This is a genomic window from Pyxidicoccus sp. M15 (genome assembly GCF_056858435.1).
Window position 1 is genome coordinate 1,221,603 of sequence record NZ_CM166495.1, and the last position, 22,947, is coordinate 1,244,549.

Annotated in this window: 20 protein-coding genes and 1 tRNA gene; 10 read left to right on the top strand and 11 right to left on the bottom strand. The window is 72.8% G+C overall.

Annotated features, from left to right (window positions below):
* Position 1: 1 nt before the first annotated feature.
* Entirely contained in the window at positions 2–739 is a 738-nt protein-coding gene (locus tag ACX9TP_RS04935) for a nuclear transport factor 2 family protein (RefSeq protein ID WP_482978552.1), read from the bottom strand.
* Between the two features lie 291 nt (positions 740–1,030).
* Between ACX9TP_RS04935 and ACX9TP_RS04940 the strand changes: the two genes are divergently transcribed.
* The 3 genes from ACX9TP_RS04940 (at position 1,031) to ACX9TP_RS04950 (ending at position 3,402) form a co-directional block, all read left to right on the top strand.
* Positions 1,031–2,083: an ABC transporter ATP-binding protein gene (locus ACX9TP_RS04940; protein ID WP_482978553.1), complete on the top strand. Its 1,053-nt coding sequence runs from the start codon at positions 1,031–1,033 to the stop codon at positions 2,081–2,083.
* An 89-nt stretch (positions 2,084–2,172) separates the two neighbouring features.
* Positions 2,173–2,469 carry a YkvA family protein gene (locus tag ACX9TP_RS04945; protein ID WP_482978554.1) on the top strand — a complete coding sequence of 99 codons (297 nt, stop codon included), beginning with the start codon at positions 2,173–2,175 and terminating at the stop codon, positions 2,467–2,469.
* A 105-nt stretch (positions 2,470–2,574) separates the two neighbouring features.
* The gene (locus ACX9TP_RS04950; protein ID WP_482978555.1) at positions 2,575–3,402 is read left to right on the top strand and encodes an SDR family oxidoreductase; all 828 of its coding nucleotides are present in this window, start codon (positions 2,575–2,577) and stop codon (positions 3,400–3,402) included.
* Here ACX9TP_RS04950 and ACX9TP_RS04955 read toward each other — a convergent pair.
* The 4 genes from ACX9TP_RS04955 to ACX9TP_RS04970 form a co-directional block, all read right to left on the bottom strand.
* Positions 3,381–3,728 carry a hypothetical protein gene (locus tag ACX9TP_RS04955; protein WP_482978556.1) on the bottom strand — a complete coding sequence of 116 codons (348 nt, stop codon included), beginning with the start codon at positions 3,726–3,728 and terminating at the stop codon, positions 3,381–3,383. The genes ACX9TP_RS04950 and ACX9TP_RS04955 overlap by 22 nt on opposite strands.
* Before the next feature lie 20 nt (positions 3,729–3,748).
* The gene (locus ACX9TP_RS04960; protein ID WP_482978557.1) at positions 3,749–4,858 is read right to left on the bottom strand and encodes a hypothetical protein; all 1,110 of its coding nucleotides are present in this window, start codon (positions 4,856–4,858) and stop codon (positions 3,749–3,751) included.
* 118 nt (positions 4,859–4,976) lie between these two features.
* The gene (locus tag ACX9TP_RS04965; protein WP_482978558.1) at positions 4,977–7,631 is read right to left on the bottom strand and encodes a VIT domain-containing protein; all 2,655 of its coding nucleotides are present in this window, start codon (positions 7,629–7,631) and stop codon (positions 4,977–4,979) included.
* Positions 7,628–8,134 (bottom strand): MerR family transcriptional regulator, encoded by a 507-nt coding sequence (locus tag ACX9TP_RS04970; RefSeq protein ID WP_482978559.1) that lies wholly within the window; start codon positions 8,132–8,134, stop codon positions 7,628–7,630. The genes ACX9TP_RS04965 and ACX9TP_RS04970 overlap by 4 nt, the downstream gene beginning before the upstream one ends.
* Before the next feature lie 191 nt (positions 8,135–8,325).
* Here ACX9TP_RS04970 and ACX9TP_RS04975 point away from each other — a divergent pair, with 191 nt between their 5' ends.
* Positions 8,326–8,811, top strand: a complete 486-nt coding sequence (locus tag ACX9TP_RS04975) for a DUF2721 domain-containing protein (RefSeq protein WP_482978560.1) — start codon at positions 8,326–8,328, stop codon at positions 8,809–8,811.
* A gap of 18 nt (positions 8,812–8,829) precedes the next feature.
* Here ACX9TP_RS04975 and ACX9TP_RS04980 read toward each other — a convergent pair whose 3' ends face one another.
* Genes ACX9TP_RS04980 through ACX9TP_RS04990 form a run of 3 tightly spaced genes read right to left on the bottom strand, consistent with a single transcriptional unit; the run spans position 8,830 to position 12,345 of the window.
* On the bottom strand, positions 8,830–9,669 hold the full coding sequence (locus ACX9TP_RS04980) for a slipin family protein (RefSeq protein WP_482978561.1): 840 nt from the start codon (positions 9,667–9,669) through the stop codon (positions 8,830–8,832).
* Positions 9,666–11,033, bottom strand: a complete 1,368-nt coding sequence (locus ACX9TP_RS04985) for an NfeD family protein (RefSeq protein ID WP_482978562.1) — start codon at positions 11,031–11,033, stop codon at positions 9,666–9,668. The genes ACX9TP_RS04980 and ACX9TP_RS04985 overlap by 4 nt, the downstream gene beginning before the upstream one ends.
* 1 nt (position 11,034) lies before the next feature.
* Positions 11,035–12,345, bottom strand: coding sequence for a glycosyltransferase (locus tag ACX9TP_RS04990; protein WP_482978563.1), 1,311 nt, complete (start codon positions 12,343–12,345; stop codon positions 11,035–11,037).
* Positions 12,346–12,564: 219 nt separating this feature from the next.
* Between ACX9TP_RS04990 and ACX9TP_RS04995 the strand changes: the two genes are divergently transcribed.
* The gene (locus tag ACX9TP_RS04995; protein ID WP_482978564.1) at positions 12,565–12,780 is read left to right on the top strand and encodes a hypothetical protein; all 216 of its coding nucleotides are present in this window, start codon (positions 12,565–12,567) and stop codon (positions 12,778–12,780) included.
* A 99-nt stretch (positions 12,781–12,879) separates the two neighbouring features.
* Positions 12,880–14,478: an amidohydrolase gene (locus ACX9TP_RS05000; protein WP_482978565.1), complete on the top strand. Its 1,599-nt coding sequence runs from the start codon at positions 12,880–12,882 to the stop codon at positions 14,476–14,478.
* 19 nt (positions 14,479–14,497) lie between these two features.
* Here ACX9TP_RS05000 and nhaR read toward each other — a convergent pair whose 3' ends face one another.
* Entirely contained in the window at positions 14,498–15,397 is a 900-nt protein-coding gene (gene nhaR / locus ACX9TP_RS05005) for a transcriptional activator NhaR (RefSeq protein ID WP_482982365.1), read from the bottom strand.
* Positions 15,398–15,516: 119 nt separating this feature from the next.
* Here nhaR and ACX9TP_RS05010 point away from each other — a divergent pair, with 119 nt between their 5' ends.
* The 4 genes from ACX9TP_RS05010 to ACX9TP_RS05025 all read left to right on the top strand — a co-directional run bounded on the left by ACX9TP_RS05010 (position 15,517) and on the right by ACX9TP_RS05025 (position 21,258).
* Positions 15,517–16,326 (top strand): sigma-70 family RNA polymerase sigma factor, encoded by an 810-nt coding sequence (locus tag ACX9TP_RS05010; protein WP_482978566.1) that lies wholly within the window; start codon positions 15,517–15,519, stop codon positions 16,324–16,326.
* 90 nt (positions 16,327–16,416) lie between these two features.
* Positions 16,417–16,489: transfer RNA gene (locus ACX9TP_RS05015), tRNA-Phe, on the top strand.
* Positions 16,490–16,651: 162 nt separating this feature from the next.
* On the top strand, positions 16,652–17,194 hold the full coding sequence (locus ACX9TP_RS05020; protein ID WP_482978567.1) for a hypothetical protein: 543 nt from the start codon (positions 16,652–16,654) through the stop codon (positions 17,192–17,194).
* A gap of 182 nt (positions 17,195–17,376) precedes the next feature.
* Complete coding sequence (locus tag ACX9TP_RS05025; protein ID WP_482978568.1) at positions 17,377–21,258, top strand: SNF2-related protein; 3,882 nt, start codon at positions 17,377–17,379, stop codon at positions 21,256–21,258.
* 10 nt (positions 21,259–21,268) lie between these two features.
* Here ACX9TP_RS05025 and ACX9TP_RS05030 read toward each other — a convergent pair whose 3' ends face one another.
* Together ACX9TP_RS05030 and ACX9TP_RS05035 are read right to left on the bottom strand one after the other, a co-directional pair.
* Positions 21,269–22,177: a type VI immunity family protein gene (locus tag ACX9TP_RS05030; RefSeq protein ID WP_482978569.1), complete on the bottom strand. Its 909-nt coding sequence runs from the start codon at positions 22,175–22,177 to the stop codon at positions 21,269–21,271.
* Positions 22,174–22,935, bottom strand: a complete 762-nt coding sequence (locus tag ACX9TP_RS05035; RefSeq protein WP_482978570.1) for a hypothetical protein — start codon at positions 22,933–22,935, stop codon at positions 22,174–22,176. The genes ACX9TP_RS05030 and ACX9TP_RS05035 overlap by 4 nt, the downstream gene beginning before the upstream one ends.
* Between the last annotated feature and the right edge of the window lie 12 nt (positions 22,936–22,947).

Here is a 22,947-nt window from a genome sequence, read left to right on the forward strand (position 1 = left end):
TCTACTCCTTGCGCGCGAAGTCCTTCGGCACCGGCGTGCCGGCCGTCTTCTCGTCAATCCACGCGATGTTCAGCACCCACCACCGCTGGCCGTCGAAGACGAGCTGCAGGCTGTTGACGCCCTTGGACGTCACCGGGCCGTTGGCGGCCTCGCGCGTCTCGTAGGCGCTGAGCACGTTGACGAGGTCGCCGTAGCCGGACACCTCCCGGTGCGTCTCCTTCTCGTAGAACGCGTGCTTGTTGAAGAAGTCCACGCCCCACGTGGCGTAGTCATCCGGGGTGATGGGGGAGATGCCGGGGCCCGCGCCGGGCTTCGGCCGCCGGACGGGAATCATCTTCGCGCCCGGATAGAACAGCGAGCGGAAGCGCTGCCAGTCGCGCGCCTGGCCCGCGGGGCCGCTGATGACGTCGTAGAGCGCGGACATGAGGCTCGCGATGGAGCGCACGTCCTCGGGCTTCGCGGTGGGCGCCTGCTGGAGCGCGGCCTGGGTGCGCTCGCCCGCGGTCTTCATCGAGTTGGGGCGCGTGGTGTCCGTCGCGGTGGCCGGTGGCTTCGGAGGGGTCTGCTGCGCGGCCGATGCCTTCGGCGGTGTCTGCTGCGCCGCTTGCTGCTGCAGGGCCCGCGACTTGGGCGCTGACTGCGGAGCGGGCGGCTGCGAAGGCGACGGCGACTGCTGTGCCGAGGCGAGTGGAGCGACGAGCAGGACGGCGGCACAGGCTGCGATGAGCGGGCGAAGCATGGCGTGTCTCCGCGACGGCGGGTGGCTTACGGCCGCGGAGGCTATCCCGCCCCGCGCCGCGTCGCGCGGGTGGGATGGCCCTCTGTCCGGTGGTCCGCCGCGAGAGGCCCTCGCTCGCGCCGCCCCGGGCCCCGCACTCGCCGACCAGCGCCCGCGCCGCCCGGGCCCCGCGCTCGCCGGCCAGCGCCCGCGCCGCCCCGGGCCCAGCGCCCGCGCTCCTGCGCGCGAATCACACGTCCCCGGAGGGCTTTCTCCCACGCAGGAACGCGGTAGGGTGCGCCGCGCTCCGTCATGCCCCTCCTCTCGCTCGATGCCCTCACCCTGCGCACGTCCAGCGGTGCCCCTGCCGTGGACGGCCTCACGCTGGCGGTGGAGCCGGGCGAGGTGGTGGCGCTGCTCGGCCCCTCCGGCTGCGGCAAGACGGCGGCCCTGCGCCTCGTCGCCGGCTTCGACCGCCCCGACGCGGGCACCCTCACCCTGGACGGCCGCACCCTGGCGGGCCCGGGCGCCTTCGTGCCGCCGGAGCAGCGCGGCGTGGGCATGGTGTTCCACGACGCCGCCCTCTTCCCGCACCTGTCCGTGCTCGACAACGTGGCCTTCGGCCTCGCCGCGCTGCCGCGTCCCGAGGCCCATGCGCGCGCCCGGGCCCTGCTGAAGCTGTTCGGCCTGGAGGGCTTCGAGCCGCGCATGCCGCACGCGCTCTCCGGCGGGCAGCAGCAGCGCGTGGCCCTGGCGCGCGCGCTCGCACCGGGGCCGCGGGTGCTGCTGCTGGACGAGCCCTTCTCCCGCCTGGACATCACCCTGCGCGCGTCCACGCGCGTGGAGGTGCGGCGGGCCCTGAAGTCGCTGGGCACCACGGTGCTGTTCGTCACGCACGACCAGGGCGAGGCCATGGCCTTCGCGGACCGGCTCGCGGTGATGCGCGCCGGCAAGGTGGAGCAGGTGGGCACGCCCGAGGCCGTCTACACCACGCCGCGCACCGCCTTCGTGGCGTACTTCCTGGGTGGCACCAACCTGCTGCCCGGCGTGGGCTTCGGCAACGGGGCGCGGACGATGCTCGGCATCCTCCCCGTGACGGGCCACGCGAAGGGCAACGTGCTGCTGTCGCTGCGGCCGGAGGCCCTGAAGCTGGTGCCGGACACGGACGCCGTCGCGGTGGGCGGCGCCCTGCGCGCGGAAGTCCTGGCGCGCGAGTTCCAGGGCGCCAGCGCCGAATACACCGTGGCCTGCGGAGGCCTGGAGCTCACCGTGCGCGGCGCGCCCGACCTGCCGCTGCGCCCGGGCTCGCGGGCCCGGCTGGAGGTGGTGGGCCGCGCGGTGGTGCTGGAGGACAGTCCGGACTGAGGCCGGCTGCCCTCCAACCGGGCAACCGTCGTACGCTGGGGGTGGGCCGGGGCTGCAATCACCCGGGCCCCTCACGCGTAGGGGTGGGCATGAACATCGCAGGCCTTCGTGGCATGGGGACCCGCTTCTTCGGCTATGTGCGCGACCCGCGGGTGTCGCTCTGGCGGAAGCTCGCTGGCGTGCTGGCGGTGGTCTACTTCGTGTCGCCCGTGGACGCGCTGCCGGACTTCATCCCGGTGCTCGGCTGGCTGGACGACGTCGGCGTGCTGTCCGCCGCGGCCTTCTTCATGGTGCGCGAGGTGCAGCGCCACCGGCCCTGGAAGGACACGGACGGCCTGCCGCTGGACCAGGAGGGGCGCACGCGCCTGCCTCCCAGCGTGCGCTAGTCCGGGTCGCGCGCCCGCACCGCGCGTTCCAGTCCATTCCAGTGCCTTGTCCGCACGAGGGGCTCATGGTTTGTGCGGGCCCTGGGGGGATTGCGGAGCAATGACATGGTCGCATCCCAGGGCAGGGTCGTACTCATCACCGGGGCTTCTTCCGGAATTGGCAGGGCCTGCGCGGAGCTGCTGAGCGCGAGCGGGCACACCGTCTACGGCACCAGCCGCCAGCCGCTGACAGAGGCCCCGCGGGGCTGGCGCTGGCTGGAGCTGGACGTCACCCGGGACGACTCCGTGCGGCGCGCGGTGGACGCGGTGCTGGCGGCGGAGGGGCGCATCGACGTGGTGGTGAACAACGCTGGCTACGCGCTGGCGGGCTCGCTGGAGGACACCTCCATCGAGGAGGCGAGGCAGCAGTTCGACACCAACCTGCTGGGCGTGATGCGCGTGTGCAAGGCGGCGCTGCCGTCCATGCGCGAGCGCCGCTCCGGCCTGTTCATCCACATCAGCTCGCTGGGCGGCGCGGTGGGGCTGCCCTTCCAGGGGCTCTACAGCGCCAGCAAGTTCGCCCTGGAGGGGCTGACGGAGAGCCTTCGCCAGGAGGTGGCCCCCTTCGGCATCCAGGCCACCCTGGTCCAGCCCGGTGACGTGCAGACGCGAATCACGGACAACCGTGTGCTCGCGGGCCAGTCCGGCCCGGGCTCCGCGTACCGCGCGCCCTTCGAGACGGCGCTGAAGACCATCCAGGCCGACGAGCGGGGCGGGGTGCCCCCGGAGGCCGTGGCGCACACGGTGCTGGAGGTGCTGGAGCACGGGCACGTGCGCGTGCGCTACTCGGTGGGCAGGTGGGTGCAGCGCGCGGCGGTGATGGCGAAGTGGGTGCTGCCCTCGCGCGCCTTCGAGGCGCTCGTCATGTCCCTCTACGGCCTGTCCCGGGACTGAAGCGCCGCGAACCACGCCGCGTAGGGGGTGCCCTCCACGCGGTGGCGGTTGAAGTCCGGGGCGCCGTCCGTCCACCACGGCGGCCCCCGCTCCCCGAGCGCCACCTTCGCGCGGTGCACCGTGTCCCGGGCCTTGCGCTCCGCCGCCGCGTCCTTCGCGCGGAGCGCGAGGCCCACGTCCCGCCGCGCCCGCATCAGCACCTCCACCAGCAGTTGACGCTGCCGGGGCCCGAGGGCGGGGTCCGAGCGCCGCCACAGCCGGCCGTCCACGACGAGGTAGCGCCCGTCCGGCGTGCCGGGCGGGGATTTGGGCTTCCGTGGGGGCATGGCCTTGCGCTCGCGTGCGGCTAGAACCGGCCGAGCAGCGCCACGCCCGCGCCGTCGCGGCCGAGCAGGGTGGGCGTCAGCACCGCCTGGGGCGCCTCGCGCACGTCGAAGTCACGCGAGAGGTAGGCGGCAAGCCCCAGCCCGCTCAGCACGCCAGCGGCGCTGCCCACGAGGATGGCGTCGCCCGCGTCGTTGCCGGCGACGACGAAGGTGGTCGTCGCTCCCAGCAGGCCGCCGAGGATGCCGCCCGCGTCGATGATGAGCATGCGGCCGCGCGACACCGGCACCTGGGTGGAGACCACCGCGAACGAGGCCAGGCCCACGGCGGTGGCGCCCAGCTCCACCGCGAAGAACGTCTTCGAGTCGCTGCTGTCGGACGTGGCGAGCAGCAGCGCCATCACCACGCCCGTCCACAGGCCGCCCGAGTTGGCCATGGACACCTGGCCCGAGGTGGGGCGCACGCCGGTGGCCAGGAGGATGCCCACGCCGGTGAAGCCCGCGCCGCCCATCATGGCCGCCGCCAGCGCGTCATCACCTTGCAAATCCAGCGCGACCAGCGAGGCGGCGCCGAACCAGAAGCCCCAGATGGTGCCGGAGTTGATGACCGCCGCCTGCCCGGACGTCACCCCGTCCTCTCGGGCGAGCAGCAGCGTGGCGGCGGCGCCCGCGCCCGCGCCCACCAGCGACGCGGCCGCGTAGCCCTGGCCGCCGCACTCGGCGATGGCGCACAGGAGGATGCCCTGGGCCGCGCCGTGCAGCGTCTGCACCACCGTCATCGCCGCGAGCCCGGCGTCCGAGCGGCCCTCGGGGCCCAGCTCGCTCACCGCCGCCTGCGCCAGCCGGCCTCCCGGACTGAGCCGCGCCCGCGCGAGCCGCACCAGCTCGGTGGCGTACGGGTGCTGGGGGCAGGCGGCCAGCGCGCGCTGGAAGGCCTCCAGCGCCTCTTCGTCCCTGCCACCCGCCAGCGCGTCGAAGCCCTCCGAGTAGGCGGCCTCGGCGGAGGCCGGGCACGCCTCGGGCGTGGGGACCAGGGGCGGCGCGGTGACGGTGGCAGCGTCCCGGGGCGCGTCCGTGGGGGGCGGGGCCTGGGCGGCGGAGAGGGCGACGAGCAGCAGCGTGGTGAGCGTCATCGGACGCGCACTCTATGCGAGGACCCCGGCCCCCTCGCGTAACTCCGTGCGAAGGGGCGGGAGGCCTGTGGACACGGGTATCAGGTGACCTTGGGAAGGCCACCCGCCCCGGTTGCTTTCAGCGCGCGGCGAGCGCGTCCACGTGTTGCCGCAGGGCGACCTCGTTGCCCATGCGGCCGCTGAGTCCGGCCAGCGGCTTCGCGGCCTGCTCGATACGGCCGCGGGTGCGCGGGCCCGCCGCCGCCAGCCACGCCACGCCCAGCGCCAGCTCCGCCACCTGCGGCTCACCGGTGAGGCTGGCGGCGAGCGACAGCAGCGCCTCCACCGCCTTCTTCACCTGCGCGCCGTGCAGCGGATGGCTGCTGGTGACTCCCTCGCGCAGCAGCTCCAGCAGCGCCAGCGCCGTGGCGCGCGCCTGGCGCACCGGCTCCGGGCCCGCCCCCGCGCCGTCCCACAGGCCGTTGGCGAGCTGCCGCCCCAGCAGCGCCTCCACGCCCGGGCCACCTTCCTCGCGCGAGAGGGTGGCCGGCGCCTCCGCCACGTGGAGGCTCTCGAGCTTCATGGCGCCGGTCACCTTCCCGTCGTCCTCGTCCTGGCTGTAGGCCGCGTCCATCAGGGGCTCCGTAGGGGCCAGGGACTCCAGCGGGGCGATACCCTGCTCCGCCTCGCTGTCGCCGCCGAAGAGGCCGGAGAAGAAGCCGCCCTTCTTCTTCGCGGGGGCGGACTTGCTCAGCTCCCGCATCTCCTTCATGGGCGCGACGGAGGCCGAGGGCCTCGTGGCCCTCGCGGGGGAGGGCGCCGGGGCCATGGCGGGCGGAGGCGGGGGCGCGAAGGCCCCCCCGGCCGAGGCGGGCGCGGGCGCCGGCCTGCTCCCGGGAGCGGCGGTCCCCTGGGCCCGGCCCAGGGGGCCACCCCGACGGCGCACGCTCGTCGCGCCGTCCGCGCCCTCCTCCTGCTTCGCCGTGCCGAACATGTCCCAGCCAGCCGGCGCATTCACCGGGACGACGCGCGTCTCCGGCTGCCCCGAGGCCCGGCGCTCTGCTGTGCGCTCCTCCACCACGACGAACGACGTGTAGCGGGTGACGATTTGATGCGCGACGGCCAGGTCGACGATGCGCTTCTTCATGGACTCGGCGCGGCGGCCGGTGAGTCCCGCCGCCTCCCAGCCGCGGATGCGCTCCGCCGCCCACAACTTCTCCACCGCCGGCCGGTCCGACAGCGCGGGGAAGTCCACGCGCACGGTGAGCGCGAAGGGCTCACGACCCGAGCGCCCGCGCAGCGTCACCTTGCCGGTGCCCGGCGTGGGGTAGCGGCCCAGCAGCGTCCAGGGCACGCCGTCCACCATGGGCGGCAGCTCGGACGGGGCCAGCTCCGTGCCCTCCACACCGTCGAAGCTCACCTGCAGCTCGGTGACGCGCGGCGCGAGCGCGCGGGAGAACTGCGCCACCACCTTGTCGTCGATGCGCTCGCCCGGGTGGATGAACTCCACCGCGCCGCCCGTCTGCTTCGCCAAATCGCGCAGCAGCGCGTCGCTCACGTTGGTGCCGATGCCGAACGAGTACAGGCGCGCCGTCTTCCGCTCGGCCAGCACGGCCTTGAGGATTTCGTCCTCGTTGCCCACCTGCCCGTCCGTCAGCAGCACCACCACGCCGTCCGGCGCGGTGCGCACCGCGGCCTGCATGGGCCGCAGCAGCTCCGTGCCGCCGTCGGCCTGGAGCGCCGCCACCCACCGGTCCGCCTGCTCCAGCGTGCGCTGGGTGAAGGGCACCGGCTGCGGCTCGAAGCTGCGGAAGCTGCTCTCGAAGGCGATGACGTTGAAGCGGTCGCCCTCGCGCAGGTGGCGCAGGCACAGCCGCAGCGCGGCCTGCGCCTGGGGCAGCGACTCACCGGCCATGGAGCCGGAGACGTCCACCACGAAGACCACCTCCTGCTTCGGCGGCGCGGACGCCATGGCCAGGAGGTCCGGAATCACCGTGAGCGCGAAGGTGCCCGCCTCCGCGCCGTCCTTGCGGTGCGTGACGAGCGGGGCGAACACCGCGCTCGAGTCCGGGCTGCGCAGGCTCAGCACCAGGTCGCGGTCCAGCGACACCTCGCCCCGCGAGAAGCCCACGCGCATCCGCGTGCCGCTCTCCCGGTTGACGGTGATGGCGTGCGACGGGCTCTCCACCACCACCTCGCGGCCCAGGTCCACCAGCAGGTCCATCCGCAGGCCGTAGTGCACCTCGCCGATGGGCGGCGTAATCCGGTCCGCGTCCGGCACCCGGCTCGTCGGGTCCATGCCGCCGTGGCCGGTGCGGTCTCCGGACGGCGCGCCGGGGATGTAGCGGGGGGCCACCAGCGTGGGCAGCATCCACCGCACGGAGCCCTCCTCCGCGGTGACGGCCTGGAGGAACTCCACCTCCACCACCGTCTCCTCGCCGGGGAGGAGATTTCCCACCTGCGCGGTGAAGACGTTGGGGCGCTCCTGGTCCAGGAGCGCGGCGCCATGGCCGGCGGTGACGGCGTCGTCGTAGGTGCGGAAGGCCTCCTCGCGCTCCTTCACCACGCCCTCCACGCGGCGCCCGGCGCACGTCATGGAGAAGGCGGAGAGGGTGCCGTCGGAAGGCAGCGGGAAGGTGTAGATGGCCTCCACCGGGCGCTTCTCGTCGTTGCGGTAGCGCTGGCGCACGCGCACCCGCGCATGGCCTCCCAGCAGCTCACCCGTGACTTCAACGCCCTGGAGGGGAACCTGCGCACCCTCGCGCGTGTACAGCCCGGCCTGCTCCGTCTTCATGACCTCTCCCTTTCCTGGAACTCCTCGATGAGGGCGCGCACCTTCTCGGCGAGCGCCCGGACCTTCGCGTCGGCCCCCTCCGACACGTGCAGCTCCAGCCCCGGGGCCAGCTCCCACCGCTGGTAGCGTGCCATTACCGCCGGCCGTGAGCCCATCACCGGGGGCGCCAGCACCTGCGCGTCGGTGATGACGCCGGGCGTTGACGGCCCGTACGTCGGCGGCGTCGGGGTGGTGTCCGACGCGGCGAGCTTGCGCAGCTCGTCGGCGGACAGGCGCTGCAGCTCCACCTGGATGGCGTCCAGGGGAAGGAACCGCGCCTGGAGGACGCGGATGGCCTTGAGCCGCAGCAGGTGCTCCTCGCCGTACACGGTGTCCGGCCCCCGGAACGGCGGTGCGGGGAGCAGCCCCCGCTGGACGTAGTAGCGAACCGTGCGCGGCGAGACGCCCGCCGCCTCGGCCAGCTCCGCCAACTTCCATTCGGTCTGTGTCTTGGGCGTGCTCACAACCAGGACAGTAAGAGGTGACAGTCGTGGTGTCAAGTTGTCAGTGTCGATTTGTCGCTCTCACTGGCAGGTAGGGCACCTGCTCTCCTCGAGCCGGGCCTTGCCAGTCCTGCTGTCGGGATGGGGTGCTCTCTCCTGTCAGACGGGAAGACGGGTTGCGCCACCGGGGGAGGGGTGGGACAGGGGAGGGCATGACTGGCGGCTCGGAAGGCCTGGACCTCGCGTCCATCCGGCTCATCGGTACGGCGGTGACGCCGGCGGTGATGGTGTCGGCCTGCGGCATCGTGGCGACGGGGTTGGACAACCAGATTGCGCGGATGTCGGCGCGCATCCGGGACATGACGCGCGAGTGGCGGCTCCTGCCAGAAGGGCACTCGCGGCGCGCGGTGCTGCGCGAGGAGGTGGCCATCCTGGACCGGCGCCACGCCATCCTCGCGCGGGCCATCGGCGTCACCTACGCGGCGTTGCTGTCCTTCGTGGTGACGTCGCTGCTGTACCTCGCCAAGCGCGACCTGGACATTCCGGAGGTGCTGCCGGTGGCGTCCTTCTCGCTGGGCGTGATGCTGCTCGGGGGCATGGCGCTGCTCGCGCTCGCGTCGCTGCGGCTGGGCCGGCGGGCCATTGCGCTGGAGCGGCGGGAGCTGTTCGACGAGCCCGAGCCGCCACCGTCCCCCTGAGGCGCCAGGCTCGGGAGGTCAGGAGGACATTCCCCCCACGGGCGGTCCTTCCTCCTCCTCGGCGCCGTAGCCGTCACCCGGGCGCTCGGCCACGCCGGTGCCGGTCCGGTGCATGCCCACCATGCGCAAGAGGTCCAGGGGGATGGGGAGGATGGTGTGATTGCCGCCTCCGGTGATTTCCACCAGCGTCTGCAGGTAGCGCAGCTGGAGCGAGGACGGGTTGCGGCTGAGCACGTCGGCGGCCATGGCGAGCTTCTCCGCGGCCTGGTGCTCGCCCTCGGCGGCGATGATTTTCGCGCGGCGCTCGCGCTCGGCCTCGGCCTGACGTGCAATCGCCCGCTGCATCTCCACCGGCAGGTCGATGTGCTTCACCTCCACGTTGGAGACCTTGATGCCCCACGGGTCGGTGTGCGCATCGAGCACCAGCTGGATGTCGCGGTTGATGCGCTCCCTCTCGCTGAGGAGCTGGTCCAGCTCCACCTGGCCCAGAATCGCGCGCAGCGTCGTCTGGGCGAGCTGGCTGGTGGCGTAGAGGAAGTCCTCCACCTGGAGCACGGCCTTGTCGGCGTGGATGACGCGGAAGTAGACGACGGCGTTGACCTTCACGCTGACGTTGTCTCGGGTGATGACGTCCTGCGGGGGCACGTCGCGCGCCACCGTGCGCAGGTCGATGATGACCATGCGCTCCACGAAGGGGATGAGCCAGCGGAAGCCCGCGCGCTTGAGGCCCACGAAGCGCCCGAGCCGGAACACCACGCCGTTCTGGTACTCGTTGACGATGCGCACCCCGGAGAGGAACAGCAGGAGGACGATGACGACGGGGACGAGCGTTCCGATGAGCCCGGTGATGTTGATCATGTCTTCACCTCGTCGACGAACAGCGTGAGCCCCTCCACGCGCCGCACCACCACGGGCGCGCCAGGGCGGATGGGAGTGGGGGACGTGGCGCGCCAGCGCTCGCCGTGGACGAACACCTCGCCCTGCTCGGGGCTGACGGAGGCCAGCGCGGTGCCGTGCTCGCCCACGAGGCCCACGTCGCCGCCCTGCTGCGGCAGCCGGCGCGTCTGCGCGCCCCGGTACGCCACATAGGCGGCGGCCCCCGCCAGCACCGCGGTGGTGGGCACCACCCACTTCCACGACAGGTGGAAGGAGCGGTCCACGAACCAGCCCGGGTCGAAGCGGTCCACGAGGAACAGGCCGCCCAGCGCCAGCAGCACCACGCCCGCCGCGCCCAGGAAACCGCTGGTGACGAACAGCTCCGCGACGATGAGGGCCGCGCCCACCAGCAGCAGCACCAGCGCCCCGGCGCGCACCGGCAGCGCGGAGGACGCCACCAGCGCGAGCACCAGCGCCACCCCGCCGATGAGCCCCGGGGCAATGGCCCCCGGATGCGACATCTCCACCACCAGCCCCAGCGCCGCCACGAGGAACAGCAGGTAGACGACGGACGGGTGCGCGAGCGCATGGACGGTGCGCTGCGAGAGGCTGGGCGCCAGTCCGACGATGGACGCCTCCGCGGTGACCAGCCGCACGCTGTCACCGCCCGCCACCTCCACACGCCGCCCGTCGGCCCACGCGAGGAACTCCGCCTCCGAGGCGGCCACGTGCTCCACCACGCGCAGCTCGCGGGCCTTCTCCGCCGGGACGCTGGCGCTGTCGCGCACCGCCGAGGCGGCCCACGCCACGTTGCGCCCCCGCTGCCGGGCGATGCCCTCCGCGAAGGCCACGGCGTCGTTCTCCACCTTGCGCGCCAGCTGCTTGCCGCCCGCGGCCTCCGGGTCCTGTCCCTGGATTCCGACGACGGGGTGCGCGGCGCCGATGTTGGTGCCCGGGGCCATGGCCGCGAGGTTGGACGCGAGGGTGATGAACACGCCCGCGCTGCCGGCATGCGCGCCGGAGGGCCCCACCCAGACGAGCACCGGCACGCGCGAGGCGAGGAAGGCCCGGACGATGACGCGCGTGGACTCCAGCGAGCCGCCCGGCGTGTCCAGCCGCACCAGCAGCGCGCCGTGCCCTTCCGCCTCCGCGCGCGCCACGCAGTCCTTCAGGTAGCCGCCGGAGCCCGCGTCCACCACGCCATCCAGCTCGCAGCGGGCCACGGTGGGACGCACGCCTCCGGGGGGCGCGGGTGTCTCGGAAGGAGGCGCCGCCGCGAGCAGGACCCCGGCGAGGACGCCCAGCAGCGCCGCCCCGTGGAGTCTTCGCCGCGAGCGCGTCCGCATGTCACACCCCCTGCAGCGCCGCGGGGGCGAAGGATGCGGGAATGATGCCGCGCGCGGGCAGGGGGCGCACCGAGGCCAGGTGGTCGAGCAGCAGCAGGTGGTCCCTCAGGAGCCGGGGCATGAGGAAGTTCTCCCGGACGTGTTCTCGCCCGCGCTCCCCGAGCAGCCGGGCCTCCTCGGGCTGGCGCAGCAGGCGGAGGAGCTGCTCGGCGCACTCCTCTACCGTGTCCACGAGCACGCCGCCGATGCCCTCGGGGAGCTGGAGGGGGATGCCGCCCACGCGCCCGCCGATGACGGGGGTGCCCTTCCACGTGGCCTCGGAGACGACGAGCCCGAAGCCCTCGCGTATCGACTTCTGGATGACGACGTTGGAGAACGACTGGAGCGCGTTGACCTCGATGTTGCCCACGCCGATGAGGTTGGTGAGGACGTGGATGAGGCTGTCGCCCGCGGTGGCGGCGCGGACCTCCTCGTACACGTCCCAGCCCTCGGGGTCGTCCAGGGCGAGCGAGCCGACGAGCGCGAGCTGCAGGTCCGGCACGTGGGGGCGCACGCGCTGGTAGGCCCGCACGACGCCGAGCGGGTCCTTCCACCGGTCGAAGCGGCCGACCTGGGTGACGAGGGGCCGGTGGGTGCGGATGCCAATCCACTCCAGCACGTGCCTGGCGAGCTCCTCCGGCAGCGGGTGGTTCTTGGGGCTGAGCGGGTCGATGCAGGGCGCGTAGACGTGCACGTCCTGGATGGGCAGCCCGGGGGGGATGAACCCCTCGTGGGTGAAGACGGCGGCGTCGTACGCACGCAGGTAGGGCGCGAGGAACTCCCAGTAGCTGGGGTTGGGATGGGACGTGTCGATGTGGCAGCGCCATATCCACCGCGACTCGCGCAGCGAGGACAGGGCGGCGAGCACGGCGGGCTGCGGGTCGTGGACGAAGATGAAGTCGTAGTCCTCGGAGTCGCTGATGAGGCGGCCGGCGTTGAGCTGTGCGTTGGCCAGGTAGATGGCCTTGTCCTTCTCGGTGAGCTCGCCGGGGGCGCCCTGGAGTCCGTTGTGGATGCGCTTGGTGACCTGGAAGAAGGACTCGTCGCCGTGGATGAGCTTCCAGTCGGTGGTGATGCCCAGGTCGTTGTAGAGGGGCACCAGCGAGCGCAGGATTTCGGAGACGCCGCCGCCGTAGGACGTGGCGTTGAGGTGCATGCACCGCGCGCCGCGCAGGCGCTCCGACAGGTGCTGCAGCTCATCGAGCTGCCAGTCGGGAGCGACGCCGCGGTAGCTCGCGAGTGAGCGTTTGCCGACATCCACGACGTCCAGCATGGCCCTTGCTCTCCGGGAGGAAGTGCGTCCCGAGGAAACGGTGCGCATGGTGCGAAGAAGCTTCCGCCGCTGTCCGCTGGTGGGCCGGTGCCGGACGCGCGGGGCGAGGGCCTGTCCGGTGGGCCGTGCATCCGCTGGTGGACGTTGGGCCCACGCCGCAGATTGTGGCTGGAGGGCGTGCTTCCTAGGGTCCGGCCCTCAACCTGAGTTGGAGGCTCCATGCGTCGTGTCGTCCTCATTGCCCTGTGTCTGGCCGCCATCCCGCTTGCCTGCAAGACGACGCAGCCCGAGGGGACGGAGAACCGGGAGCCCATCCAGGGCCCGACCGAGGTGCGCGAGCCCATCCAGAACGTGCCGGAGAACGGCGCGCCCGGCCCCGCCGGGCCCATGCCCGACGCGGACGGAGGCAGCGGCGGCCCGTCGGAAACGGAGTAGCGCTCCGGCCCGCGGCTCCACCGCGCCCGTGACATCACCGCCGGGCTCGGGCACGGTTCGCGCGCCGCGCCCGGGCACGGGTGCGCCGGAGGGAGCACGGTGGAGACCACGGTCTACCTGGCGGAGCGAATCTGGACGTTGGACGCGGAGCGGCCGCTGGCCCAGGCGCTGGCGGTGCGGGACGGGAAGCTGCTGGCGGTGGGCACGCGCGCGGACGTGCGGGCCGCGGCGGGGCCCGACGCGCGCGAGGTGGACCTGGGCCCGGCCACGGTGGTGCCGGGCCTGGTGGACGCGCACGCGCACATCCACGGGCTGGGGCGCAGCCTGACGACGGTGCGCCTGGAGAAGGCGCCCTCGGTGGACGAGGTGGTGCGCCGGCTGTCGCAGGCCCCGGCCTCCAGCTTCCAGGGTGACTGGCTGCTGGGGAAGGGCTGGGACCAGAACGAGTGGCCCGGTGGCGCCTTCCCCGGCCGGGCGGAGCTGGACGCGCGCTTCCCCACGACGCCGGTGTTCCTCACGCGGGTGGACCACCACGCGGCGTGGGTGAACGGTGAAGCGCTGCGGCGCGCGGGAATCACGCGAGACACGCAGGACTTCGCCGGAGGCCGCATCCTCAAGGACGCGCGCGGCGAGCCCACGGGCGTGCTGGTGGACAACGCGATGGACGTGGTGGCCGCGGTGATTCCGCCGCCCACGCGGGAGCAGCTGGAGACGCGGCTGGGCGCGGCGCTGGAGCGCTGCGCGCAGGTGGGCCTGACGGGCGTGCACGACGCGGGCATGGACCTGGACGCCTTCCGCTTGCTGCAGGCGTGGGACGCGGCCGGGAAGCTGCCCCTGCGCGTGTACGCCATGGCGGCGGGGCAGGGTGACGAGCGGCACGCGTACCTGGAGCAGGGGCCGTGGCAAGGGCGGATGCTGGCGATGCGCTCGGTGAAGTTCCTGGCGGACGGCGCGCTGGGCAGCCGGGGCGCGGCGCTGCACGAGGACTACTGCGACGAGGCCGGACAGCGCGGCCTCTTGCTGATGCCGCCCGAGGAGCTGGAGGCGCGCGCGAGGGCCTTCATGGCGAGGGGCTTCCAGGTGTGCATCCATGCCATTGGAGACCGTGCCAATACATTGGTGGTGGACGTGCTGCTGCGCGCGTCGGCGGAGACGGGCACGCAGGCGCTGCGGCACCGGGTGGAGCACGCGCAGATTCTGAGGCCGGAGGACATCCAGCGGCTGGGCGCGGCGGGGCTGGTGGCGAGCGTGCAGCCCACGCACTGCACCAGCGACATGACGTGGGCCCAGGCGCGGCTGGGCGCGGAGCGGCTGAAGGGCGCCTACGCGTGGCGGAGCCTGAAGGAAGCGGGGGCGCACCTGGCGCTGGGCAGCGACTTCCCGATTGAGAACCCGGATGTGCTGGCGGGGCTGTACGCGGCCGTCACGCGGCAGGACGCGGCGGGCCGGCCGGAGGGCGGGTGGAGGCCGGAGGAGCGGCTGACGGCGCACGAGGCGCTGGAGGGCTTCACGGTGGGCCCGGCGTGGGCGTCCTTCGAGGAGTCGCGGCGCGGGCGGCTGGTGCCCGGCCTGGACGCGGACTTCGTGGCGCTGTCGGAGGACCCGCTGGAGGGCCCGGCGCGGGCGCTGGTGGACGCGCAGGTGGTGGCCACGGTGGTGGCGGGCGCGGAGGTGTACCGCGCGCCGGGCGCGAGCTGACGGGCTCGAGGGGCGGGGCTCACCCGCCGAACATCTGCGAGCGGGCGGCCTCGGCGATGGCGACGACGGCGGGGTGGCGCAGCTTGCGCTCGACGGTGATGGCGTAGAAGCAGGTCTCGATTTCGTCGGTGCGGCCGATGACGGAGCAGCTGAACTGGCGCTCCACCTCGGCCTCGATGGCGGTGGGCATGGCGAAGACGCCGTGTCCGCGCTGGCCGAAGGCCTGGAGGAGCGCGCTGTCGTCGAAGTCCCCGGCGATGACGGGGCGCAGGTTCTGCCGCTCGAACCACAGCTCCAGCGAGCGGCGCACGGAGGACTCGTCCGAGGGCAGCAGCAGGGGGGCGCCGTCCAGCGAGCGGGGGAAGTCCTTCTTGAGCTGCACGAGCTTGCCGGCGGCGAAGAAGGACACGCCGCTCTTGCCGAGCAGGTGGTTGAAGGAGCGGACGCTGACGGGCTCGGAGCTGGGGGCGTCCGCGAGCACCACGTCCAACTCATGCAGCGCGAGCGAGGCGAGGAGCTGGGGCAGCGGGCCCTCGCGGCAGATGATGCGCAGCGACGGGCCGGCCTCGAGCGCGGGCTTGAGGAGCTGCTCGGCGACCAGCTTGGGGATGACGTCGAGCACGCCCACGTTGAGCCGGAGCTGCTGGCCGGCGGGCATGCCGGACACGACGTTCTTCAGCTCGTTGCCCAGGCGGAAGATTTCGTCCGCGTAGCGCATGACGGTGCGGCCCACGTCGGTGAGGACGAGCTTGCGGCCCTGGCGCTCGAAGAGCTTGTGGCCCAGCGACTCCTCCAGCAGCTTCAGCTGGCTGCTGATGGTGGGCTGCGCCAGGTGCAGCTCCTCGCTCGCCTTGGCGATGCTGCCCGCCCGCGCAACCGTCCAGAAATACAGGAGATGATGGTAGTTGAGCCAGCTCATGCTCATAGAGATAACCTAAGGGTTGCGTCTAAACTACCTCATTTTCTTATGGACCGCCGGACCTTAGGTTTCTCTGCGTTCCGCGGGGAGTCCCCCGGGGAGCAGACCGGAGGAGGTCCATGGAAGCCGTCAACCAGAGCATGTCCAGCCAGTCCCCTGAGCTCGAGGTGTCGGTGCCGAGGGCATCGGACGAGGTGGTGGAGGCGCGGGTGCGGGAGCACCTGGAGCTGGTGCAGCGGTTGGCGTGGAAGTACCGGTGGACGGGCCTGCCCCTGGAGGAGCTGGTGGGGGAGGGGAACGTGGGGTTGATGGAGGCGGCGGGGCGGTTCGAGGACCGGGGGATTCCCTTCGCGGTGTACGCGAACCAGTGGATTCGGGCGCGGATCCGCGCGTACGTGGGGCGCAACTGGAGCATGGCGGGCGGGCGGGCGCCGTGGGTGGTGTTCCAGCTGCGGCGCGAGCGCTCGCGGCTGGAGGCCCGGTGGGGAGAGGGGCACCCGGAGGTGGCGAGGCGGCTGGCGGAGGCGCTGGGGAAGCGCGAGGAGGACGTGGCGCGGGCGGCGGAGTCGCTGGGGCGGGACGTGTCGCTGGACGCGCCGGTGACGCCGGACGGCGAGGTGACGCGGCTGGAGGGGCTGGAGTCGGAGTGGGAGTCGCAGGAGGAGGTGGTGGAGCGCTCGGAGTGGGCCGTGAAGCTGCGGGAGAGCGTGGAGGAGGCCTGGCCGGAGCTGGACGCGCGGGAGCGGGCGCTGGTGGAGGAGCGGATGCTGGTGGACGAGGGGGCGAGCGCGGAGCTGCTGGCCCGCCGCTTCGGGGTGACGGCGGTGCGCATCCGGCAGATCGAACAGGCGCTGCGGGCGAAGCTGCGCCGCAGGCTCACCGCGAGTCTCACGCGGTGGGACGGCGAGGCGATGTCCCTGGCGGCCTGAGAGCAGAGCGAGCGGGCCCGTCAAAATGGGTGTTGACGGGTGAGGGATGGGCTCGCTATGAGGGCGCTGTTTCTCGCGGCGACCCAACACGCCCAGATAGCTCAGTTGGTAGAGCAGGGGACTGAAAATCCCCGTGTCGCTGGTTCGATTCCGGCTCTGGGCACTTCCCGCAACTTCCAAGGCCTCTGGACGCAAGTCCGGGGGCCTTTGATGTTTCCGGGCCCAGGGGGCACGAGCCCGTCGAGCAACCGACTCCGCCCCGGATACCGCGTGGCGGACCGGAGCGGCTCCTGATACGCAGCGTTCGTCGGAGGGATGGACCGAGATGGACGCGAATGCCGTGGCGGAGCTGGAGAAGGCGGGCGTGAAGGTGGACCAGCCGGACCGCCTGTACGTGGCCGTGGAGTGGCAGGACGGGAAGCACGTGATTCCCGTGGGTGAGCGCGCCCAGGTTCGCGCCGGCGAGCAGCTCGCGCACGTGACGCTCCAGCCCATCTCCAAGCTGTGGACCGGCTCCGCGGTGCCCCCCAGCTTCGCCAAGGCCCCGCCCCCCGAGTACCACCCCTTCTTCTTCCTCATCGAAGCCACCGCCGCCGCCTACTGCCGCGCCGTGCGCAACACGGAGACGGACCAGGAGTTCGAGCGGCTCTACCGCCACCTCCTCCGTCGTCCCGACGGCACCGACCGCAACCCCCTCTTCTCCTATCTCCAGGGCGCCGCGCGCCTCTACATGTCCCTGCGCGACGTCTCCCAGGCGGAGTTCGAGGCCGTCGTCGAGCGGCTCCACCAGTCCGCGAAGCACCACCAGACCCACGTCGGAAGCATCAACTACTTCCAGGACGTGCTCCGCGGCGTGCTCGGGGCCTGAGCGTTCCGGACATCTCCACGGGGGTGTCCCGCCGCGGCCCTGGCCTGCTCCTGGAGCGGGGAGCCGGGCATGGTGGGGTCGCCGCCCGGTGGACATGAAGGCTGGGGGAGCGGAGTTTGAGGAGGTGACCCACTGGTGGGGCTCGCTTCCTCATGACCCGGCAGGTAGCTTCCGCGTCCCGCATGCTCGACTCATCCCCCGCGCCCTCTTCCGCCCTCCGGCAGTGGCTGACCGATGGCTTGCTGCGCGACGAGGCGGGCCACGACCTCTATGAGCAGGGAAGGGAGCTGCTCGCCCGCAAGCGCGTCCTGTCGGTACGGACGGAGGGGGAGTCGGTCGAGGGAATCATCGCGGCCGGCCGCCAGGGGCCCTACCGTGTCCGCCTCTCCGCCACGGGAGTAGGGAACGTCTTCGACTGCCAGTGCCCCGACTTCGCGGAGCTCTTCTTCTGCAAGCACGTCATCGCCGTGGGCCTCGCCTGGCTGCGCCTGACGCGGGACGTCCCGGTCCCCCCGCCTGACGCTTCCGAGTCCGCCCGTCCCAGCACCACCGGGGCGCTGAGTGCATGGCTGGACGCCCACCACGTCACGCACGCGGGCCAGACCCGCCTCGGGATGTTGTGGCCGCACCTGCCCGTCGCTCTCCAGCGGCACGTCTTCCACTCCCTGGCGCTGAACACCGTCTTCTCCTTCCTGACGTCCGACGAGCTCAGCCGCTACCTGCGAGCCGTTGACCGCGACGCGCTCAAGGATGCGGCGTGGGCATGGCTGCTCGCGGAGGCGGAGCGGGTGCGTCGGGGGTTGGAGCAGGAGGCGGCCGCGGCACCGCGCGGGCCTCCCACGGATGCGCGGCTGGCGCCCCTGGTGGACGCGCTCCAGCGGGAGCGCGAGCGCGTGCGGGCCCATGCGCCTCCTCGCGCATTGGAGGCCAGGGCCGAGGTGCACCTCCAGGAGCGCCCGCTGCGGCTGCTCATCTCGGAGCCGACGGGGGAGGCCGCGCCGCCCGGCGTGCACGGGGACGCCTTCACGGGCGTCAGGCTGGAGCCGCGCATGCTGCTCGAAGGCCGCCCGGCCCTGGCCTGCCCGTGTCCCCAGGGCTTCCCCCAGGACACCGGGGCGCAGTGCGTGCACGCGCTCACCGCGGTGGACGCGGTGCTGGACGCGCTCAGCCGGGAGCAGGCCGGAGGGTTCAACGCGCGGCTGGCCGAGCTGCTCTTCGTCGTCCCCGGTCAGGAAATCCTCGCCGCCCTGGAGAAGGCGTCGCTCGCCTCCCGCGCTCGCGAGGCCCCGGAGTCCGTTCCGCACGTCACCTTCCGCCTCGAGGGCTTCTTCTCCGGAGGCCCGCTCTCCGTGCGGACCTACGTGCACCGGCTGACGAAGAAGGGCGGACTCTCCAAGGGCACGCAGGTGGGCTGGGGGGAAAGGGACGGCGTCCACGCGGCGCTTACCCGGCCGGATGAGCAGGAGGCGCTTGCCCTGATTGAAGCGGGCGCCGTGCTGTCGTCCTCGGGGTTCGCCTCCTCTCGCGGGGGGAACTGGCCGTTGCTGCTCCAGGTGCTGCGCGCGCTCATGCACAGCTCCCGCCTGCGCCTCGCGGAGCGCCCCGACGTGCCGCTGCGCGTTCGCGAAGCGCCTCTCGGCTTCACCTTCGAGGAGGAGGACGGAGGCGCCCTGCGCGTGCGGCCCTCCATCGAGGGGAGCGGGCTCCGGCCGGAGGACCTGTACGCGCCACCCCTGGAACTCCACGCCGCGCAGCCGTGGCTCTTCGTGGAACCCGACGTGCCGCGCGTCACGCTGGTGGCCGTGCCGCCCGAGGCACGCGCGCTGCTCGCCACGCTGCGGGAGTACGGCTCCCGGCTGCCGGCCTCCACGCGCCGCCCGCTGCTGGCGAGCCTGGGCGGACTGGAGGCCGGCTTCCCGGTGTCCCTGCCCGAGTCGCTGGAGGCCACCGAGGTGGAGCCCGCGCGCGGGTTGCTCGTCCGCCTGCGGGCGGTGGGAGAAGAGGCCCTGGAGGGCACGGTGCTCGTCCGGCCGCTGCCGGAGGCCCCGCCGCAGCTTCCGGGCGAGGGCGCTCCGGTGGTGCGCGGGCAGCGGGGCCGCCAGCGGGTCCGGGTCCGCCGCGAGCTGGACGCCGAGCGCGCCGAGGCCGCGGCGCTGCTCGGGCGCCTGGGCCTGCCCGCCGACGCGCACCGCTTCACGCGTGAGGACGCGGCCGCCTCGCTCGCGCTGCTGGAGGCGCTGGAGCCGCTCGCTGGCCCCGACGTGACGGTGGAGTGGGAGGAGCAGCCCTGGAAGGTGTCGCGCTGGGCGGACATGTCCCGTCTCAAGGTCAGGGTGGAGCGAGGGCGGGACTGGTTTGGCGTGGAGGGCGGGGTGGAGGTGGACGGAGCGCGGGTGGAGCTGGCCGTGCTGCTGGAGGCCCTGCGCCGGGGCCACCGCTACGCGCGGCTGGGGCAGGGACGGTGGTTGCGCCTCACCGAGGAGCTGCGGGAGCGGCTTGCCCCGCTGGCGGACCTGGCGCACCCCACGCGCCACGGGCTGGAGGTGAGCGCGGCGGCGGCCCCCGCGCTGGACGCGCTCGCGGAGGCGGGAGCGCGCGTGCAGGCCCCGCCCGACTGGCGCCGGCTCGCCACCCGCGTCCGGGAGGCGCAGGCACGCAAGGTGCCCGTGCCCCGGAAGCTGAAGGCCGAGCTGCGCGACTACCAGCGCGAGGGCTTCACGTGGATGGCCCGGCTGGCCGAGTGGGGGGCGGGTGCGTGCCTCGCGGACGACATGGGGCTGGGCAAGACGCTGCAGGCCCTGGCCCTGCTGCTGCACCGCGCGGGCGAGGGGCCCGCCCTGGTGGTGGCGCCCACCTCGGTGTGCTTCAACTGGGCCCGAGAGGCGGCACGCTTCGCGCCCTCGTTGCGCGTGCACTCCTATCGCGAGGCGGAGCGGGAGGCGCTGCTGGACGCGCTGGGGCCCGGTGAGGTGCTGGTCGCCAGCTATGGGCTGCTCGTGCGCGACGCGGAGCGCTTCGCCGGCACGTCCTTCGCGACGCTCATCGTGGACGAGGCCCAGGCGGTGAAGAACCCGGACACCGCGCGGGCCCGCGCGGTGCGCGCCGTGAAGGCCGAGGCCCGCGTGGCGCTGACCGGCACGCCCGTGGAGAACAGCCTGTCGGAGCTGTGGAGCCTCTACGCGCTGCTCTTCCCCGGACTGCTGGGCAGCCTCGAGTCCTTCCGCAAGCACTTCGCCGTGCCCATTGAGCGCGAGCGGAGCGCGCACGCCCGCACGTCGCTGGCCCGTGTGGTGCGGCCCTTCCTGTTGCGCCGCACCAAGGCCCAGGTGGCGCGCGAGCTGCCCGCGCGAATCGAGACGGTGGTGCCCGTCTCCCTGTCCGAGGGCGAGCGCCGCCTCTACGACGACGTGCGCCTGGCCGCGCTGGCGCAGCTGGGAGAGCAGCCGGGACCCGAGCAGCGCTTCGCGATGCTGGCCGCGCTGACCCGGCTGCGGCTGGCCGCGTGTCACCCGAGGCTGGTGGACGGGGACTCGCCGCTGTCGTCCTCCAAGTCGGAGCGGCTGCTGGAGCTGGTGGACGCGGTGCGCGCCGGGGGAGGCAAGGCGCTCGTCTTCAGCCAGTTCGTCAAGCACCTGGCCCTGGTGCGGCAGGCGCTGGAGGCGCGGGGCGTGTCCATGCAGTACCTGGACGGGCAGACGCCGCCGGCGGAACGGCAGGCGCGGGTGGAGGCGTTCCAGCGTGGGGAGGGGGAGCTGTTCCTCATCTCGCTCAAGGCGGGCGGCACCGGGCTCAACCTCACCGCGGCCGACCACGTCATCCACCTGGACCCGTGGTGGAACCCGGCCGTGGAGGACCAGGCCACGGACCGGGCACACCGGATTGGGCAGACGAAGCCCGTCACGGTGTCGCGGCTGGTGTCCGAGGGGACGCTGGAGGAGGCCATCCTCGCGCTGCACGCGGAGAAGCGCGAGCTGGCCGACAGCCTGCTGTCCGAGGCGGACGGCGCCGCGGCCCTTTCACCCGACCAACTGCTGGCGCTGCTGCGGTTTGGTGGGCAGGGGTGACGCGTCTGGCTCAGTCGAGGAGTCGGCGCTCCCAGCGGCGCAGCTCTTCGGCGGTGAGGGTGGAGTCGATGAGGTACTTCTCGTGGAAGAGCCAGGGCTCCAGGACGCGCGCCAGCTCGCGGTAGGGCGGTGGCATGCGCCCGTCCTCACCTGCCTCCGGCTCGGGGCCGACGGTGACGACGACGCGCTCGCCCTCCATCTCCTGCACGGTGATGTCAGGTGAGTGGAGGCGGGAGCGGAGGCCGGAGGCACCGCCGAGCTCGCCCAGCACGGGCTGGCCGAGGAAGGTGAGCCAGGAGGGTGTGCGGACCTTCGCGCCCAGATGCAGCGCGAGCGTGTCGAGCCTGGGGGCATCCATGCCCGGGTGGAGGAAGAGCAGCTTGCGCCGCTCGGGCTTCGCATAGAGCATGTCGTGCTCCGTGTTGAAGGCGAGTCCCGCGTGGCCGGAGCAGAAGGGAAGAGGAGCGGCCAGCTCCATCGCGAGCTCGCGTACGTGCCCGGGACCGTGTTCCTCCAGGTACTCGGTGGGCAGCCAGAAGCTGACCGCGCACACCGAAGTCGGCTCGTCCGTGGGAGGGCCGATGAGCGCACCGTAGGAGCCGTAGTAGTCGAAGCGAAAGCGATTCTCGCCGCTGGTGATGTCCGTGAGATGGATGATGGGGGTCGTGCCGCCGAGTACCTCCCCGCGAAGGTGCTCCCACGCCGCATCGTCGAGGTCATCCCAGACGCATCTCTCAGAGGAGTACCTGCTGAGGACCTCGCTGCCCAGCACACGCCGGTAGCGGTCGAGGGAGCGCAGGAGCGCGGGAGCCACCTCTCGACGCGGATGGCGCATGTAGAGGTTGATGCTCAGGGCGTCGCGCGCGATGGGCACGCCGTTGGGCTTCCGGAGGCGAATCCGGGGCGGAGGCCTGTTCATCGTTCGACTCCTATCCTGGGCGCAACACGCAGGGGGGGCACTCCCAAGGCTGCTTTATAGAGCTGCCCTTGATTGAATTCATGGTGCGGATGCCCAGCCGAATACGAGTCCCAAGCAGGTATTCCATCCAGATGGAAGCATGGGAACTTGAAGTCATAGACTGCCTGGATTTGAAAGGGGCTCCCTGCATGGATGACGACATCCGGGGCGAGCGTCCCCCACAGCTCTCCCGCATTGCCGGACTCCCGCAGCGCCGTCACATCCTCCTGGGGAATGTGCGTCGTCCTTCCGGACTTCGAGTCGTAGCGGTAGTGCGGCTCCAGGCTGAAGCCTCCGGGCCGCAACCTGCCCAGCCGCTCCTTCACGCACCTGAAGGCCTCCTGGTGCATCTCCGCGCCGAGCTGCGCGGACCGGCTGACACGCCTGCCCGTCGCATCCCTCACCTGCTGGTTGCACTCCTCCCTCGTGGGGCTCGGAGCCGCGAAGTCCTGGCGATGGCGGAGCAGGACCTCGGAGCGCGCCAGGTCGGCGCATTCGACCAGTATCGCTTCGATGAGGTCCTTGACGGGGTCCTCCAGCGCGCGCACGAGCACGTAGCCCGTGGTCGCCGCCGCGGCCAGAGTGGGGCTCGCCGTCTCCCCGCCAGCGAGTGCCGCGCAGTTGGCGGGGGTCTGCCGGCAGGAGTTGGACACCGTGTCGAAGCGGTAGGGCTCGGCGCGTCTCGGAGCAGGTGTGCCCGCACAGGCGGCGAGGAGCATGCAGCCCGCAGA